The organism is Paraburkholderia domus (assembly GCF_905220705.1).
Classification (GTDB): Bacteria; Pseudomonadota; Gammaproteobacteria; order Burkholderiales; family Burkholderiaceae; genus Paraburkholderia; species Paraburkholderia domus.
On the sequence record NZ_CAJNAT010000006.1, the window covers coordinates 152,821 to 168,835 of the forward strand.

The window sequence follows — 16,015 nt, forward strand, 5'->3', positions numbered from 1 at the left end:
TAAGACAGACGCAACCGCGTCTCAATAAAACCCATCCGGGTTCACCTAAGGTGTGTATCTAAGGACTATTTAACATTCGTAAACAATTCAATTTGCGCCATCCGGTATGTGCTTCGTAAAATCACCCGATTCAGCGGGGCCGCGTGAAAAAACAATTGCGTGCATCCAGCGCCGTTGAAGACGTCCCTAGTCGCGGCCGCGCAGAAGAGCGTCATCACGAGTGGCAGAGCCCGCATCACGATCGAGGACGTCGATGTGGAAATGCGCTGTCCCGGCAAGCCAACAGCTAAAGCTGGACCGCATTAATTCGAAGAGCCTGCAAGCCTCGAGAACCCATTGCCGACCACCTCGCAAGGCAAATCGACAATCAACAACGTGTACAACCGGTCGCGCAAATTTCGATGATTATCAGCCCTCCTTTCTTGCCGACATCTGGCGCGACGTCCAGCAACAGGGACGTCGTCGATCCAATGATGGACGCCGTTGACCAATTCGAGTTGGCGCATGGGATTTACCCGATCGCATTTGATCGGCGCTGGCATACCGGTGTCCATCTGATGCCCGCGACACAAAGCGAACGCGTGCGTGCGATTGCTGACGGCGAAGTAGTTGCGTACCGGGTGTGCCAATCAGCCGTCGCCGGTGGCGAAGGCAACTTGGATAGCAATCCTGGGTTTGTGCTTCTCAAGCATTCAACCGAAACAGGCGATGACCGTTCGATAACCTTCTATTCGCTGTACATGCATTTGCTCGAGCTCGACAAGTATCTAAGCCTCGGCGTGGATGGCAGCACTTTGCCGGAATTCCTGCGGATGCCAACCGCACGTGAAGGACAAGAGGGCGGAGGCAAGAAAGTCTATCGGAAAGACGTTCTGGGATTGTCAGGTCGGTGCCATGGACAGCGTCACATCCACTTCGAAATTTTCATGCTGCCGGATGATTTCAATGCGTACTTCGGCAGTACCCGACTCGACAATAAGCAGCCCACAACTCCGACAAGCAAAGACTACTGGGGGCATAGCCATTACGTTATTCCCGCAGATCAAACTTTTCTCTCTAGACCGCCAGGAGCGGATGCGAACAACAAGCTCAAAGATGTCGAATTCGATGTGCTCCAAGGCGGCACAAACGCGGGTTATGCCTTGCACGTGGAAACGTACTTCCATCACGGCAACAAGTACACGAACGCGTGGAGCGTGGGACAAGACGGCACGCGTACGCTGCTAACGCCTCAGCCGGTGAAGGAATCTGGCTATGAATACGATCTATACGCCCGTGCCACCAAGCTCTACCCGGGCTGCCCGAGCGATGGGCTTGAGCTGCTGCGTTTTGGCAGGATTCTGACGGAACATCCCGTCTTGCAAAACGGCGCAATGAATACGCCAGCCGGCATAGCACCCGGGATAGCCGGCAATCCTCATCCGATCGAGCAGACGAACCCTCGCATAACCTGGATGCGGGTAACGTATGCGCAAGGGCAAGAAGGCTATATCGACGCGGCCAACAGCCGCATCGTCAAGTTGTCTGACGCCGACTTCCCGTACTCAATGGGTTGGACCAAGATCAGCGAGGGAAACACGCCCTACGGTGACGACGGACTGTGCGACATCGATGACCTCAAGAAGCTCATCGGAGAGGTTGCGGTCACATCGCCCGATGCCAAAGAGTACGAGGACGAGGACGCACTAAGCAATTGGGTCAAAAACAATGACGTAGTCCGAGGGAAATTGAAGGGCTTCATCTGCGAGGCACCAACCGCATGGAGCAGCGCGCATAACGATACGCGGTACGCAGCGCTGAACGAACCGGACGGTTTTTATGGCAAGCAGAAACAAACCAACCCAAACGGATACCGTGATTTCCTTAATCTGCTGAAAAAATTCCAGTTTTGGGACAAAACGGGCTTGCCGGACGGAAAGCTTTGGTTTTTTCATCCGCTGCAATTTGTTCGACACTTCAGAAAATGCGGATGGTTGAGCGCCAACGAATTCAAGCAACTTCTGCCTACAGAAGTGTTGCGCGAAGCCTCAGGTCAAACCATGTATTACGAGTCGATTCCCAATTCTTATGCTGTCGGCCCGATCGCGAAGAATCATCGGATTCCTTTAAACAAAGCGTTTCGAAAATATAATATCGTTTCGCCGAGTCGCATGTCCGCCTTATTGGGAAACGCCTTGCAAGAAACGCAATGGCTCAGCAAGCTTCACGAAAGCAATTCCGGCATGTGGTATTACCCGTGGGACGGCCGCGGTTTTTTGCAACTTACCCACCCGGATAACTACATTAAATATTGGGATTTTCGAGGAAAAAAATCGCAAATTTCTCAAGCGACGCGGGACGCAATGGCAATGGCGAAAAACCAGGCGAATGCCAATCGCCCTCACGCGCAGGATTACATCGCCGACGCAGTGAGCGGCGTAACGTTGCCGATGATTCAATGGCGCGAGGACGTTGGAGATAACACGAACATCACCAGGGATCTACTGTCTCCTACGGATAGCGCTGGGTTCTATTGGTCTATGACGGGCATGGCACGCCATGCGGATAAAGACGTCAATCTTCAACGAAGAACAGTCGCGGCAAGGCGTCCGCCTGATCCCCATCACCCAAATGTGCCGAACCCTCCCGTGCAGAAAATCTTTTATCACAGCATGGCGTTTCGCGATGCGTCGGCTGCTGTTAACTTGCCGAGCGCCGTTGGCAACCCCAACATGCATTTCAATGGCTACATCGCTCGCTGCGTGGCTTATGCTCATGCGCTGGCGGTATTGGGGGACATTCTTTTCCCCGACGCGTCAGGCGAACTGCTGCTATTTCCAGAGGGCCGCACGCCGCGGAGAACGTGAATATGAAATCGAAAAACACCGTTGCGGTTTTTTCAATCGTATTCTTTGTGGCTTTGAGCAGTTTTGCTAACGAAAAACTCAAGGCTGCCAGCGAAAGAATTGAAATAGAAGTTCAAGCTTGCAAATTTTCCATCACACCAAGCGCGCATGGAGAAGTGACGATACCGAGGGAAGAAAATGATTATAAATTTGCGGGATACAGCGAAGCCCTTGATTCTAACGGAGTGAGCCAGCGGTTCGGGTTCTCGATTGGATGTGTCGACCGCGTGACGGATAGAAATGACGTGGCTAAAGAACACGGCGGATACTTTGATCCAGAAAAGAAGGCGTGGGTTGCGTACTTTCTTGATGAACAGGACAAGGGCAGTCTCGCCCCTGCAACGCACATTTATGCGGTTCACACTTCCAACGCTAGCGGATTCGCACGCACGACCGATGACGTGATTGGGGATCCGCGTCAGCGTGCGCGTGCATTGTCATACTGTCTGTTTCACGACGCGAAGGCGATTTGCGGAGATGGGCAAGTTATGAACTTATCCGATCAAAAGGCAAACTTTCTCCCGACTGCGCTGAAAATTTTACGCAGCGTGGAGTTTGTCGATGTTAAGCCTTACGATCGGTCCGCCTCGGGCGCCACGGGTACGGTGGCGCCGGTTGGCAAATCTACTCACAAAAAATAGGCGAACAAACGCATCTGAGCCGTTGCAGCGGAACGGTGCCTCGAGTTCAAATTCGTGCACCGTGCACTTGTACTTCTCCGCGTACTCCCGAATACAAGCGGCGGAGCCGATCTCGTCGGGGCGTGCGATCTGATGGTCGTCGATGAGAAATACCAGGACACGTGCGGCCGCGATCAATTCCTCCAGTTGCTTCAGACCAGATTTCTTGTTCGCCGGCGTGAAGCGGTTGCTGCTCACGTCTCGGATACGATGTGCTTCGTCAGTGACCAGCACGTCCACCGAATCAGCCTGCGCGTCTACGCAGCCGTTCGTGTACGTAAACAGCTCCTGACCTCGTGAATCAATGATCTTCCGCAGCGTTTCAGTGAACGCTTTGGAGCCGGTCACGTAGTGCGTCGAATAGTGACTTGATAACAAACTCGCGACGAGGTTGATCGCCAGCACAGACTTGCCGGTGCCTGGGCCACCCTTGATGATGATGATCTGCTTCTGACGGTCATGCACCCCGCGACGCGCAGCGGTCATCACGGCGTCGAATGCCACCTGCTGCTCGTCAAGCAGCGTGTACTCCGGGTTGTTATTGATCACGGACGCCACATAGTCCATCAGCTTCTTGCTAGGGCGATAGCGATTTTCTTCCATACGACGCAGCACTTCCAGACCGTCGCCACCTCCAACCCGATCCACCAGAAACTGGACGAACTCGTCTATGTCGTCGGCGCTGAACGTCGGTGCCGTCTCCAGCAACGCCGAGAATTTAGGCGCCCGGAGCGGATCAGCTGGGTGCGAATGGTAGTTGTGTAAATAGTGTTAGCGGCGGTGTAAAAGCGTCATTAGATGGTATCCGTCAGCGGAACCCGTCGGCGTAGTTCTCCGCGGCTAGATGTCGACGATTTTTCGCAGTAAGGCGTAGGAAACACGCCAGTGACCATCGGTGTCATTGACGGCAATCGAGGCGGTCTTCGCATTCAGCCGAACGATGATGCCGACGCGCTCGCTCAGGTGCTTGTCGGTGAAGCCGACTGTGTCGCCGATGAAGAACTCTTCGCGCTGTGTTCTCGACGGCGGTGTTGGTTCGACGTGCGGCTGAGCACTCGAAGTTTGTGGGATGATCGCCGCATAGAGCACGCCCCAACGGCGTCGAGTTGCGCTGTCCTGAATCACCGCCTGTGTCTGCCGAAGTTCAACGATCGTGCCTTGTGCCGGCGGCCCGAGCGGGTTGTCACCGATGTAGTTGACGGACATCCCCAGATGCAGGCGGTGACGTATTTCGAGAATACGTCTCGGGTCATCAAGCATCTTGCCGATAGCAAGATAGAGACGATACAACTCGGCGCTAGGCGCCTGTCGAAGGGAATCTAGAATATCCATGGTGTCGAGGTGTTCTAACGGGCGAGCGGCAAGAGCTCGTGCACGCGATTGACGGGATACGACGGCAATTGCTCAAGCGTTCGTTCGAGCCACGCGTAGGGCTCTATACCGTTGAGGCGAACCGTCCCGATGAGTGAATACATCGTTGCTGCTGCACGGGCGCCTCGTGGTGAACCTGCAAACATCCAGTTCGACCGGCCCAGGGCAATCGGCCTGATTTGTCTTTCAAGAGCATTGTTGTCCGGCAGGAGGACGCCGCTCTCGGTATATCGGATCAGCGCCTTCCAATGTCGCAACGCATAACCGAAGGCCTTGGCGAGCGGCGCTTGCGGGAGCAAACCGATGCTGTTTGCCTCCAGCCATCGACGAAATTGCGCAAGCACTGGCAATGCCTCGGTTTGCCGGGCCGCAAGTTTGATGTCTGGCGTTTGATCTTTAACCCGCGACTCAATTGCATACAGCCTGGCGATCCACTGCAGGGCTTGCGCTGCGAGCCTCGGGCCTTTCTGAGCCTTGGCAATCTCGAAGAACCGTCGGCGGCAATGCGCCCAACATCCGACCTCGATGATATCGCCTCGCTCGTAAAGCGCACCATGGCCGCTATACGCGTCGGCTTGCAAATAGCCTTTGTATTCGTTCAGGTACAGCAGCGGATGTGCTCCCGCACGTGACTCAGCGAACTCGAACACGACCGCCGGCGGGTGGTCGACCCAGACGCCGTTCTCATTTCTCTGGCCCGCGCCAAGGTAGCCCCATAATCGCGCTGTACGCGTTGACGGGTGGCCTCGCTCGAGCAAAGGCAGTGTCGTGTCGTCCACGTGCATTCGCGGCGCCTTCAACTGGTGGGTGCGCAACCCGGGCATCAGTACCGAGAGTAGCTCGGCCGATGCCAGCTTCCATTCGCACAGCGTGGCGCGTGGCAAGTACACGCCACGGCGCGCGTAGCGGATTTCCTGGCGATTCAACGGCAGATGATCGACATAGGTGTTGACCAGCACATTGGCGAGCAGGCTCGCGCTGGCATTGCTCTTCGGTAGCGGCGACGGCTGCGCGCTTGCAGTCACGATGGTCGACTCGCCATCCTTCTTCACCACGTATTTGAAGCGGATGTGCTCAATGACGGTGAGCCTGGACGGCTCGTAATGCAGTGTCTCGCTGCGTTCTTCGCCGATCCGTTCGAGCGTATCGAACGCCATCTTCTGTTCATCGCTGAGATCGTATTCGATGCATGTGCGGGGCAGCTCCTTCGGCAAAGCAGGACGCCCTTTGCGAGTGTGGCCCGCTACAGGTACTGCGTCGGGCACGGGCGGCACCGGGATATCCGTGGCAGCATCAAACAGTTCGGCCTGGCCGGCCAGGCGCTCGGAACTCACGCCGAAGCGCGCCCGGTTCAGCTGTGCAATCTGATGCTGGAGGATTTCCAGCTGCTCCCACAACGCCCGTGCAAGCCGGTTCTGTTCCAGCGCGAATGCTTGCAGCGCATCGGGCTCGACGGGAAGATCCGCGACAGTGACGGCGGTGGGTGGCATGTGCCCATGATGCCTAACTCGAGCGACGTTTACAAGCTCGGGCTCCCGCTGGAGCACATCACGTCACACGCGTCACCGCCACGGTGCGGTGTGGCTCTCGCGCCGGAATCTCGATGCCTTCTAGCCATGCGTTGAGCTCGGCAAGGGTGAAGCCGCGCTGAGCGAGTAACGAGGGTGACGGGAAACGGCCTCGTTCAAGCCGCTTATACCAAAGAGCGAAGCCAGTGCGGTCCCAATAAAGAATCTTCACCTTGGAGCGGTCGCGCGCCACGAAGACGAACAGGTTGCCCGATGCGGGCTTCTGGGCAAGTAGCGGCTCGACGAGATAAGACAGGCCATCGATCGCCTTGCGCATGTCGACCGGGTCGCGACAGATGTAAGCGCGAACGTCCGAGGCAATCAGCACCGGCCACCTCCGAGTTGTCCAAGCACGAAGCGCACAATGCGCTCGGCGTGAACGCCGGTTAGTTCGATGCGAACGCCGGCGAGCGAGAGCGTCACCCGGTCACGCGAGGGCGATGCCTCAGCCGCTGGCGTTGCTACGGACGGGCCCCGGGGCCCGAGTTCAACATCCGGATTGGCAACGATGAATGCCGCGTCTGCAGTAACCGCGAGCGGCTGTTTGATCTCTTTGACCGGACTTGAGAGTTTCTTGCGCCACAGGCTGAATGTACTTACCGCAAGACCCTGTTCTCGGCAAAACCGCCGAGCGCCAATCCCACTCGCTTTCCACGCCGTAACCATTTCGCACCAGAACGCTTCCCCTTGCCGTGGGCGACGTGTGCCCATTGCCGTTGCAGCCTTAATGTTCTCGTCTTCCATCGCATTGCTCCATTCTCACGAAAGCAATACGTTCGCACTCGAGGGTGCGAGATTCAAGACGGGATCCGTTGACGCTTACGATAAAGCCAGATCATCCGCATATCGCGTATACGTCGCGCCGAGAGACCGCGCCAACCCAGCCAGCCTCAGATCCAACCGAAACGCACACAAATTCGCCAACGCCGACGAAGTCGGCACCCCTTGCGGCAAATGCCGGTTCCGATAAGCGACGCACCTAAGTCTTGTCAACGCATTGGCAGTACGAAACACTTTTGCAACAAAGTACTGGCGAAGAATTCGATTGATAGAGAAGACAACTGCAACTCATCGTTGATGATGTACGGCGGAAAGATCTGAAACAGGACACGACGCTGTCCCACCCGCGCAGAGACGGTATCTGATCGGGACGACAACAACTCTGGTTTGACGCTGCGAAAGCGATCACAACTTTTGCAGCGCTGCCTCCACCCACCCAAACCCGATCTTCTCCTGCTCCAACCTCAAATTTTTTCGCAACCGGTTATCGCGCAGATCGTCGTATAGCATCTGTTCACCTTGAGTAAGGCGCGGCAAATCCCGCAACGTCTGCTTGTCCTCACGATCCCATTGCGATTCGAACGCCATCAGCGTTTGCCGGTCCATCAAAAACGATTCAACGTGAGCGAATTGACGGCGCAATTGATCGAGAATCGCAAACCCATGCGTGTCGATGTCGCCCCAGTAACAAATGCGTCGATACGAAAGCCACGTGGCGTCAGCGAGCATTTCAAAGCCATATCCGGCACCGAAGACAACCATGCTGTCGTCAACTGGCGGAAATGCCAGAAAATTAATTTCGTTTTCCGTGATAAAAATGCGGCTAACGTCGAGCTCCAGGCGAGCAAAACTGGCGGCATCCAGCGTAACGTCCTGCTCAGTGCTGGCGGGCTGAAACAGGGCCTTCTTCGCATCCAGCACACGGAAGCGGATACGCAACGGCTTCTCTCGCAATCCATAGCGCGCGGCGAACTGGCTGAGGCCGGATCGTGCAGGGTCCACCGCTTGCGCGGGCAATACGCAATCCAGCAACTCCGCAAATACACCGCGATGGGTCTCAATGAATTTGGTGTGTACGTCCGCGATATCGATTTGCCGTAGATATATCCCCGGCCGCGGATGCGCCTCCAGCCACACGCACACGTCCACCAGTCGCCCCCAAACATCAGCGAGCTCAAGCGCCCTTAGCGGCCTTTTCGCGAGCCACGGAACAAGCCGTGGCTCACGCGTACGGGTCACATCCAGCAACAATGCGAAACGAGCGGCATCGCGTTGCTTTCCAATCAACGCGACGGCGTCCTCGAAGGAGTCGATCCAGACTTCAACGGGCAGCGCATTGGCGCCGAAGACTCGATGCCGAAACTCCCGCATCTCAAGGCGGCAATGTGCGATTGCCCTGAGCGAACTACTCCATTGGCGAATGTCCTCGAAGCGTTCCGTGATCTCAGCGGACGTAGGACTTTTCAGCACGAGGCGCTTTGGAAACAACGATGCGCCCGTTGCGACACCGGCGAGTAGTTCACCTCGTTCCCAGAGCCTGCTGACCTGCATGCGCAGATCGGCCGGTGTGGTCCAATTCACGTTGCGCTCCTGCCTTTTTCCTCGCGGTACTCTTCGATCGAGAGGTTACGAAGCCTCGATTCGCGTCCCTCCTTGTTGTCGACAAATCCAACGCTGGCAACAAATGGCTCGATGATATAAATCTTCTGCAACGGGGTGACGATCAGCAACTGCAAGTTCAACTGGGCAAACAGCCGCAGACCGTATTGTGCGGACTCGTCGGATCCGCGGCCAAATGCTTCGTCAATAACGACGAAGCGGAACGAGCGCGAGCGCACAGCGCCCCATTCGAGACCGAATTGGTAAGCAAGGCTCGCGGCCAGGATCGTATAGGCGAGTTTTTCCTTTTGCCCGCCTGACTTGCCGCCCGAGTCGGAATAATGTTCGTGTTCGCTATCATCTTCGCGCCAACGTTCGCTGGCGGCGAACACGAACCAGTTGCGCACGTCAGTGACTTTCACCGACCAGCGACGATCCTGCTCCGTCAACCCTTCCCGCCCGCGGAATCGCTCGATGATCTGTTTGACCTGCAGAAACTTTGCTTCGGAATATTGCACGTCTTCCGAGCCGGTGAGCGTGCCTTCGGTACACGAACGCAAGTCGCTCTGAAAGTCACGAATCTCCGCATCCTGGCTCAACTGCGCTTCCAGGACGATATAGCGGCCGGCGTTGTAGTCGATCTGCGTCAGCGACTCGTTGATCAACGCGATCCGTTCTCTGATCGTCTCGCGCTCGCGAGCCAGTTGCGACTGGAAATTGGCCACTTCACGAATGGTGTTCTCATTGAGCAAATCTTTGAAGCGCGCTTCGAAGCGCGGCAGATCATCTGCTTTCAATGTGTCCAGCATGGCGTGATATTCGGCCGCCGCTTCAACGGCGACATCCACTTCCTGCGTCTCAAGCGGGAAAGCAGTGCAATACGCTCGCATGGCGTCGATGATCTTGTCGCGCTGACGTGAAACCTTCTTTTCTTCAGCGTCGATATTGTCCTGCAGCCATTTGCGCATATCGCTCTCGCGATTGTCACAGGATTCGACCGTCAACTGGTGTTTGCCGAGTACCTCGGACCATAACTCGGCGAGTCGAGCGAAGTAAGCCGTATGAGCCGCGTAACCCGGATCGTCAAGAATCGCCCGGGTGTACGCGTGTAGATCATGGGCTATACGCTGCCGTTCTTCCGTGCGCGTGCGTTCCGCTTTGTGCCCATCGAGCTGCGTCTCGATGTCGGCGAGCGCGGCGCTGACCTGATTCAGACGTTGGGTCAGTTCCTGCAACAGGTCTGAAGCCGACTCCAGCCGTGCTTTCTCTTCGCGCAATCCGGCGATTGCTACCGCGACGGCATGCCAGTCAAGTTCGCGGTAGTCCCCATGTTCGTTGAGCAGCGAGAGCGCGTTCAGGCGCGTCTTCAATTCGCTTTGCTCCGCCTGAATCCTGCCGATCAGCGCACCTAATTCGCTCAGTTGTGCCGCCAATTGTCCGGATTGTGCTTCGAGCGCCTGAATTTTTGCGGTATTGGTCCACCCCAGCACGTAGCGCCGGCGGTCGTCCAGTCGATGGCGATCGTCTTTCTCATGCCGTTCGCCCGGCGCCTTGATCTGACCGGCGCGTGTAATGGCGCGTGTCTCGCGGCGGAATTGCTCCTGGGTGTCGCAGCAGACAACATTGAAGCGCTGCGTCACTTCGTACTCGAGCCAGTCATAAAACGGCGAGTCGGGTTTCACCGAAAGCTTTCGGGCCAGCGAGTCGCGATGCAGTTCGGCGCGCTCACGTCTTGCCGATTGCCGCACCCGAAAATAAACGAGCCGCCCCTTGAGGTGGGTCTTGTCAACCCATTCGGTGACAGCAGCGTAATGTTCATCGGATACCAGAAGTGACAGGCCGAAACTACGTAGCAGGCGCTCGGCGGCGCCCTCCCAATCGCGCTCGTCTTCGCGCACCTGCAGCAACTCGCCGGCGAAGCATAGGTCTGCTTCGGGTAGCGCAAGGGCGTTGCATAACGCAGTGCGCATCGCGATCTGTTCCGCCGGGATATTGCTGCGCCGGCTCTTCAGACTATCGATCTCCGCCGCCAGCGCGTCGTGCTCCTGCTTGCCTGCGCGAAAACTCACGCCATGTTCGGTCAGATCGTTTTGCAGATGTGCTTCGTCTTGCTGCGCGGCTTCGATACGCTCGGAGAGACGACGGCGTAGCGCAAGAAACGCAGGTTCATCCCCCGGTACTGGCTCGCCGGCCACCTGCGCGAGATCGTCAAAGCGCTGTGCTTTCTGCTTGCGGCGGGCGCACTCCGCGTCCTTCGATTGAATCTCCCCCTCAAGCCGCTCAAGCCGGTCTCCGCCATTCTCGGCAATATTGCGCCGCAGTTCGCCTTCCTCGATACGTTGCGCGGAGCGCATTGCGTCGAGTCGCTTGACATGCGCATCCTGTCGCTCCCATTCCGCAGCGAGATTCTCAATTCGTCGGTCGAGCAAACTGACCTTGAGATCAGCGGCATAGGATTTAAGCGCCTCCCGACAGGCCCGCAGATCGTCGACCTGCGATACAAGCAGCGCGTGCCGCTCGCAATCCTCGACGAGGGGGCCCAGCCGTTCCATCTGCCGCTTGGCTTTTAACACCGCTTCATGGGCGCGGTTCAGATCGTCAAAGTGACCAATCAACGCAGTCATGCGCGGCGCGACGTCGAACGGTTCGAGCATGTGGCTACGGACAAAATCCGTCAGATTGCCGACCGACTTCATCGAAACCGTTTGATGAAACAACTCCAGCGCCTGCTCGTTCTCGATCCCGAAGCGCCGACGGAACCATGCACCGTATGGCGGAAAACTGTCGAACAACTCCGCGCCAAGCGCACGCAACTTTTTGCGCAGGCCGGCGATGTCCGGTCCGAAGTCGGCAAAGTCTGCTGCGATCGACAGCGCTCGTTCCGCACCGACGAATAGCCGCGCCGGTTGGCCGTGCGCGTCTTTCATCCAGAACACCTGGGCGAGCGTGACGGTTTGGTCATAGCCCGCGTTGTGGAAGCGACCCAGAATGACCGAATAGCTGTTGTGGTCCCGCAAAGCCACGGGTTTGGCGGTGCCGCTGGTCTCGTTGCGTTCCGACTTGTAATGGCCGAGCACGTACGAGCGCAGCGTGCGCTCCTTGCTGTCAGCACCCGCGGCCTTGTTGTAGGCGATACGATGCGCGGGAACCAGCAACGTCGTCACGGCATCGACGAGTGTCGATTTGCCGGAACCGATGTCGCCCGTCAACAGCGCGTTCTTGCCGTCGGGATTCAGCGTCCACACGCGGCGGTCAAAGGTCCCCCAATTGAAGACCTCGAGTTGATGCAGGCGAAAGCCGGATAGTGCGTCGTCGGCAACGAAATCGAGTCCGGGCAGTTGCATGTCAGTCATCGGTGTTCCTTGATGCTCCTGTGCCGAGTTGCGCCTGATACGCCGCGAGCCGTGCGTCGAAATCGGCGAGCCACTGGGCGTCGACAAACGCTTTGAGAATTCGTTGGACTTCAAACGCGGCGGCTTGGCCTTCGCGCTTGCTGGCGACTGGCTTCAGCTTGCGTAAGAAGCCAAGTTCAACGATCTTGTTGACATGCGTGTCGATCTGGTCGATCAGTTTGGCCTCATTGCTGCCTGCGGGTAGAAACACGCGGATCATTTCCACAATCTGCTCGCGCGTGAGAATGAGGCGCGTGTCTCCACCGCCCGCGTCGGACTCGGCGAGCTTCTTGCGCAGCAATGCCAGCATGAGGCTCACCGGAAAAGACAACGGGCGTCTCGCGACAAGACGGGGCAACGCAGGCGCATCGTCATCGCCGTTATCAGGGCGGGAGCGCAGGAACGCGTAGCCCTCTGCTTCGTCGAGCACCAACTCGAGATTCAGCACGGTGACGTAGTCCCTCACGCGAGACTGCAAGTCGAGCAGCGCGCTCCAAAGCGCCGTATCCGCATCCCGGTAAATCACGCCTTTAAGCAACGGAATCAGCAGGCTCGACAGATCGTGCGTCGAGGTTGTTGCGTCTTGTTCCTGTTCCAAAGTCTTTATCTCACGAAAATGACGCGTGGCAAGCTCGCCTGCCGGGTCAGTTGGCTGCCACTGTCGTTCTGGGTACACCAAACGATGGTGTCGCTGACCTGCTCGTCCACCACCGTGCTGAACGTGTCGCCGGCAAGTTGCAGGTAGGCGACCAATTCGGCTAAACCTTGCTGCAGAGGCTGAATGTCGCAAAGCTCGCGCAGCGTTACTTGCGAACGGTCCTGCAGAATATGACGGATATGCCATACCAGTCTGGCTTTGTCGACTACGATCTGGGAGTACAACGCTGCGGCGTCGATGTCGCCATCGCCGGCTTCGATGGTGATGGCGGCGATACGCGGTTTGAGGCTGGGGGCATAGAGTGGACGCTCCATCGGCAGTTCAATTTCCGCCGCCGTGTCAGCGATAGTCATGACCTCACCGGCTGGCGGCGTGTCTCGCAAGACCAGCGCTTTAGCTTCTACACCATGGAGGATATCCATGATGCGGCGGTTTTCGAGCCATGCCTGATCGTCGAGAAAGCGCCGCAACTGTTGCGATAGAAACGCGACGGTGCGCTGCGTATGCTCGCCGGCTTCCAGCCAGTCATAGTGAACCCGCCGCGTGCGCGCATCGGGTTTGAGTTCGGCCACGGGCGGGAGCGCCAGCACGCGGTCGAGCAACTGGGTCAGTTCTTCCTGGCGACTGCTTGACATCAGAAAGTCCCAGAACGCCCTGAAACTGCGTCCCTGGTCCGAATCGGCGATCGCATCGCGCTCGCCCATGATTTCCTCTAGCAGTTCGCCTTTTGCTCCATCCCACAACGCAATGCGCTCTCGCACCCGACGGTCGAGGCCGCGAAAATTGTGCTCGACTTCGCGAAAATCGGTCAGCAATTCACGCGCAATCGCGGTGAATTGCTGGAAGCGATCTTTCAGCGCCGTGTCATCCAGAATCGAAATGTCTCCGGCCTCTGCACGGGCGATTTCCGCATCGATCTCGGCGCGGCGCTTATGGAGTTCGGCGAGACGCGTCTCGGGGTTGCTTTCGCTACCCTCACTCATCTGTTTGAGCAATTCGAATAGAGTCAGCAAGCGCGATTCAGTACCGACGAAACTACGTTCGGTCAATGTGCCGAGCCACGCAATGGCCTTTTCCGTAGCAGGCGTGAGATCGAACTGTGGTTCGTCCGAATTCTGACGATAGAACTTGCGCAGCCAGCCTTTATCGTTGGCGGCCCAGTCGTTTAGATAGTCGGAAGCTGCTTTCGGAAAGGCAGCGGGACCGAGTCGCTCGCGCAATGCATACAGTTCGTCTTCCAGCGCTTCGGCCAGGTCCGCTTGCGATATCACGCGGACATTGGGTGCCACGAATGTTCGATTCAGAAAGCTCGCCACGAGCGGCGCGTGGTCCGAGCGCAGCAACCGCCATGCCGGATGGTTCTGGCGTAAGGCGTCGAGCGTGGAATAGTCGAAGTTCATGGTGCAAGGTGGGAAAGCGGGCGGGCAGCGATCGGGGCACGCGAAACGCGAATGATAGTCTAGCTGTTTCACCGCCGATGCTTTGCGAGTCTCGGCGGGCGCCTGCGTTGAAGACTTTGCCGCATATAAAGCTATCCCCCAACTTCGCCACCTCAAGCCCCCTAATCTGCTTGAGAAATCGGTTGCGCAGGAAGAGCCGACGGCCCCAAGCAGCGAATAGCGTCATTATTAACCGCAATTTTTGCGGAGAATAATTTGAATCTGCGGAGAAAATGGATCATAATCTCCGCATGAATCGCGGAGATTGGTTGTACATCTGGGAATCCCCCGAATGGCCCGCATGGCGCTATGACTTGTCACGCCTTGCGGCTCCGCTCGCGCAGGTGTCCCGAGCTCAAGGGCTACTGTTCGGGCGTCTTGCGGATGTGGGCCTGACGTTGCGCAGCGAGGCCAGTCTTGTCGCGCTTACCGAAGACGTCGTCAAAACCAGCGAAATAGAGGGCGAGCAGCTCAATGTCGCGTCGGTGCGGTCGTCAATAGCACGCAAGCTCGGTGTCGATATTGGCGCGCTCGCGCCAGTCGACCGCCACGTTGAAGGCGTTGTCGAAATGGTGCTCGACGCCACCCTGAATTGCTCCGCTGAGGTGTCGAAAGAGCGCCTGTTTGGATGGCACGCTGCGCTTTTTCCGACCGGGTTCAGCGGTATGTCCCGGATCAGCATTGCCAACTGGCGCGACGATTCAAAAGGGCCTATGCAAGTTGTTTCCGGTCCGATCGGGCGTCAGAAAGTCCATTTCGAGGCGCCCCCCGCAGCACGGCTGGAAATGGAGGCGGATCGATTTCTAGCCTGGCTGAATGCCGATACGGCCGATCAACCGGTGCTCAAGGCGGGGCTCGCTCACCTCTGGTTCGTTACGCTGCATCCTTTCGACGATGGCAATGGCCGCATTGCACGGGCCATTGGCGATCTGCTTCTGGCGCGCGCTGACGGCAGCCCAGAACGCTTCTACAGTTTGTCGGCACAGATCCAGCGTGAGCGGAAAGACTACTACGACATTCTCGAGCGCACGCAAAAGGGCACACTCGATATCACCGAGTGGCTGGCGTGGTTCCTCGATGCATTGCATCGAGCAATCGATCACGCCCAACTCACGCTGAACGTTGTGTTGTCCAAGGCGCGCTTCTGGCAGCGCTGGGCGAGCACGCCGTTCAACGAGCGGCAAGTCAAACTGCTGAGTGGTCTGCTCGACGGTTTTGACGGCAAGTTGACCAGCAGCAAGTGGGCAGCGATTGCAAAGTGTTCGCCTGATACTGCATTGCGCGATATCAGCGAACTAGTCGCATTCGGGGTGTTGAAAAAATCAGCAGCAGGGGGCCGCAGCACGTCGTACGAGTTAGCGGATTGAGCGGATTGAGCGCTACGCAAATAGCCCCACTTATCCACAGCCCCCTCTGGACAACTTTTGTACAACCCACCTGACACGTTGTGGGCGAAACTTTGATAAGACGGCGACCTCATCGAGCCGCTCAAAAGTTTTCCCTGGCTCCTTGCTCCTGTTCGCCCACGCTCCGCAGGGTTATCGATTCCGCAGTCCCTTGATCCGTAAACGAAGATTCAAGTTATCCACAGCCAGGTGCGAGGCTTGTTAACTATTACTACGTATACATATACAAAGACTATA

At 57.2% G+C, this 16,015-nt stretch carries 12 protein-coding genes and 1 pseudogene; 3 read left to right on the forward strand and 10 right to left on the reverse strand.

Annotation, left to right across the window (positions count from 1 at the left end; all coding sequences use genetic code 11):
* Positions 1–401: 401 nt before the first annotated feature.
* Both KHO31_RS14030 and KHO31_RS14035 read left to right on the forward strand, forming a co-directional pair.
* Positions 402–2,846 (forward strand): M23 family metallopeptidase, encoded by a 2,445-nt coding sequence (locus KHO31_RS14030; protein ID WP_211623579.1) that lies wholly within the window; start codon positions 402–404, stop codon positions 2,844–2,846.
* A 2-nt stretch (positions 2,847–2,848) separates the two neighbouring features.
* Positions 2,849–3,526: a hypothetical protein gene (locus KHO31_RS14035; RefSeq protein WP_211623581.1), complete on the forward strand. Its 678-nt coding sequence runs from the start codon at positions 2,849–2,851 to the stop codon at positions 3,524–3,526.
* On the opposite strand, the gene KHO31_RS14040 is transcribed toward KHO31_RS14035, so the two are convergent.
* The 10 genes and pseudogenes from KHO31_RS14040 to KHO31_RS14085 all read right to left on the reverse strand — a co-directional run bounded on the left by KHO31_RS14040 (position 3,425) and on the right by KHO31_RS14085 (position 14,333).
* Positions 3,425–4,273 carry a DNA/RNA helicase domain-containing protein gene (locus KHO31_RS14040; RefSeq protein WP_201071735.1) on the reverse strand — a complete coding sequence of 283 codons (849 nt, stop codon included), beginning with the start codon at positions 4,271–4,273 and terminating at the stop codon, positions 3,425–3,427. The genes KHO31_RS14035 and KHO31_RS14040 overlap by 102 nt on opposite strands.
* Positions 4,274–4,405: 132 nt before the next feature.
* Positions 4,406–4,897: a hypothetical protein gene (locus KHO31_RS14045; protein WP_201071737.1), complete on the reverse strand. Its 492-nt coding sequence runs from the start codon at positions 4,895–4,897 to the stop codon at positions 4,406–4,408.
* 14 nt (positions 4,898–4,911) lie between these two features.
* Positions 4,912–6,426: an IS66 family transposase gene (tnpC, locus tag KHO31_RS14050; RefSeq protein ID WP_201107638.1), complete on the reverse strand. Its 1,515-nt coding sequence runs from the start codon at positions 6,424–6,426 to the stop codon at positions 4,912–4,914.
* 58 nt (positions 6,427–6,484) lie between these two features.
* Positions 6,485–6,832 (reverse strand): IS66 family insertion sequence element accessory protein TnpB, encoded by a 348-nt coding sequence (gene tnpB / locus KHO31_RS14055; protein WP_201085929.1) that lies wholly within the window; start codon positions 6,830–6,832, stop codon positions 6,485–6,487.
* Positions 6,826–7,248 (reverse strand): IS66 family insertion sequence element accessory protein TnpA, encoded by a 423-nt coding sequence (gene tnpA, locus KHO31_RS14060; RefSeq protein WP_201085928.1) that lies wholly within the window; start codon positions 7,246–7,248, stop codon positions 6,826–6,828. The genes tnpB and tnpA overlap by 7 nt, the downstream gene beginning before the upstream one ends.
* A gap of 78 nt (positions 7,249–7,326) precedes the next feature.
* Positions 7,327–7,554 (reverse strand): annotated as a pseudogene (locus tag KHO31_RS14065) (hypothetical protein); the annotation flags it as partial.
* Positions 7,555–7,689: 135 nt separating this feature from the next.
* Positions 7,690–8,865, reverse strand: a complete 1,176-nt coding sequence (locus KHO31_RS14070) for a Wadjet anti-phage system protein JetD domain-containing protein (RefSeq protein ID WP_201071746.1) — start codon at positions 8,863–8,865, stop codon at positions 7,690–7,692.
* Positions 8,862–12,236, reverse strand: a complete 3,375-nt coding sequence (locus KHO31_RS14075; RefSeq protein WP_201107637.1) for an ATP-binding protein — start codon at positions 12,234–12,236, stop codon at positions 8,862–8,864. The genes KHO31_RS14070 and KHO31_RS14075 overlap by 4 nt, the downstream gene beginning before the upstream one ends.
* Entirely contained in the window at positions 12,229–12,873 is a 645-nt protein-coding gene (locus KHO31_RS14080) for a DUF4194 domain-containing protein (RefSeq protein WP_201071749.1), read from the reverse strand. Before KHO31_RS14080 ends, KHO31_RS14075 begins: the two co-directional genes overlap by 8 nt.
* Before the next feature lie 5 nt (positions 12,874–12,878).
* Entirely contained in the window at positions 12,879–14,333 is a 1,455-nt protein-coding gene (locus KHO31_RS14085) for a DUF3375 domain-containing protein (protein ID WP_211623582.1), read from the reverse strand.
* Between the two features lie 290 nt (positions 14,334–14,623).
* Here KHO31_RS14085 and KHO31_RS14090 point away from each other — a divergent pair, with 290 nt between their 5' ends.
* Positions 14,624–15,739 carry a Fic family protein gene (locus KHO31_RS14090; protein WP_211623632.1) on the forward strand — a complete coding sequence of 372 codons (1,116 nt, stop codon included), beginning with the start codon at positions 14,624–14,626 and terminating at the stop codon, positions 15,737–15,739.
* Positions 15,740–16,015 lie beyond the last annotated feature (276 nt).

What these genes read in the sequence shown, in the direction of transcription:
- KHO31_RS14090 (WP_211623632.1), top strand. Translation starts at nt 14,624, where the DNA reads ATGAATCGCGGAGATTGGTTGTACATCTGGGAATCCCCCGAATGGCCC.
- tnpC (WP_201107638.1), bottom strand. Translation starts at nt 6,426, where the DNA reads ATGCCACCCACCGCCGTCACTGTCGCGGATCTTCCCGTCGAGCCCGAT.
- KHO31_RS14035 (WP_211623581.1), top strand. Translation starts at nt 2,849, where the DNA reads ATGAAATCGAAAAACACCGTTGCGGTTTTTTCAATCGTATTCTTTGTG.
- KHO31_RS14075 (WP_201107637.1), bottom strand. Translation starts at nt 12,236, where the DNA reads ATGACTGACATGCAACTGCCCGGACTCGATTTCGTTGCCGACGACGCA.
- KHO31_RS14030 (WP_211623579.1), top strand. Translation starts at nt 402, where the DNA reads ATGATTATCAGCCCTCCTTTCTTGCCGACATCTGGCGCGACGTCCAGC.
- KHO31_RS14085 (WP_211623582.1), bottom strand. Translation starts at nt 14,333, where the DNA reads ATGAACTTCGACTATTCCACGCTCGACGCCTTACGCCAGAACCATCCG.
- tnpA (WP_201085928.1), bottom strand. Translation starts at nt 7,248, where the DNA reads ATGGAAGACGAGAACATTAAGGCTGCAACGGCAATGGGCACACGTCGC.
- KHO31_RS14045 (WP_201071737.1), bottom strand. Translation starts at nt 4,897, where the DNA reads ATGGATATTCTAGATTCCCTTCGACAGGCGCCTAGCGCCGAGTTGTAT.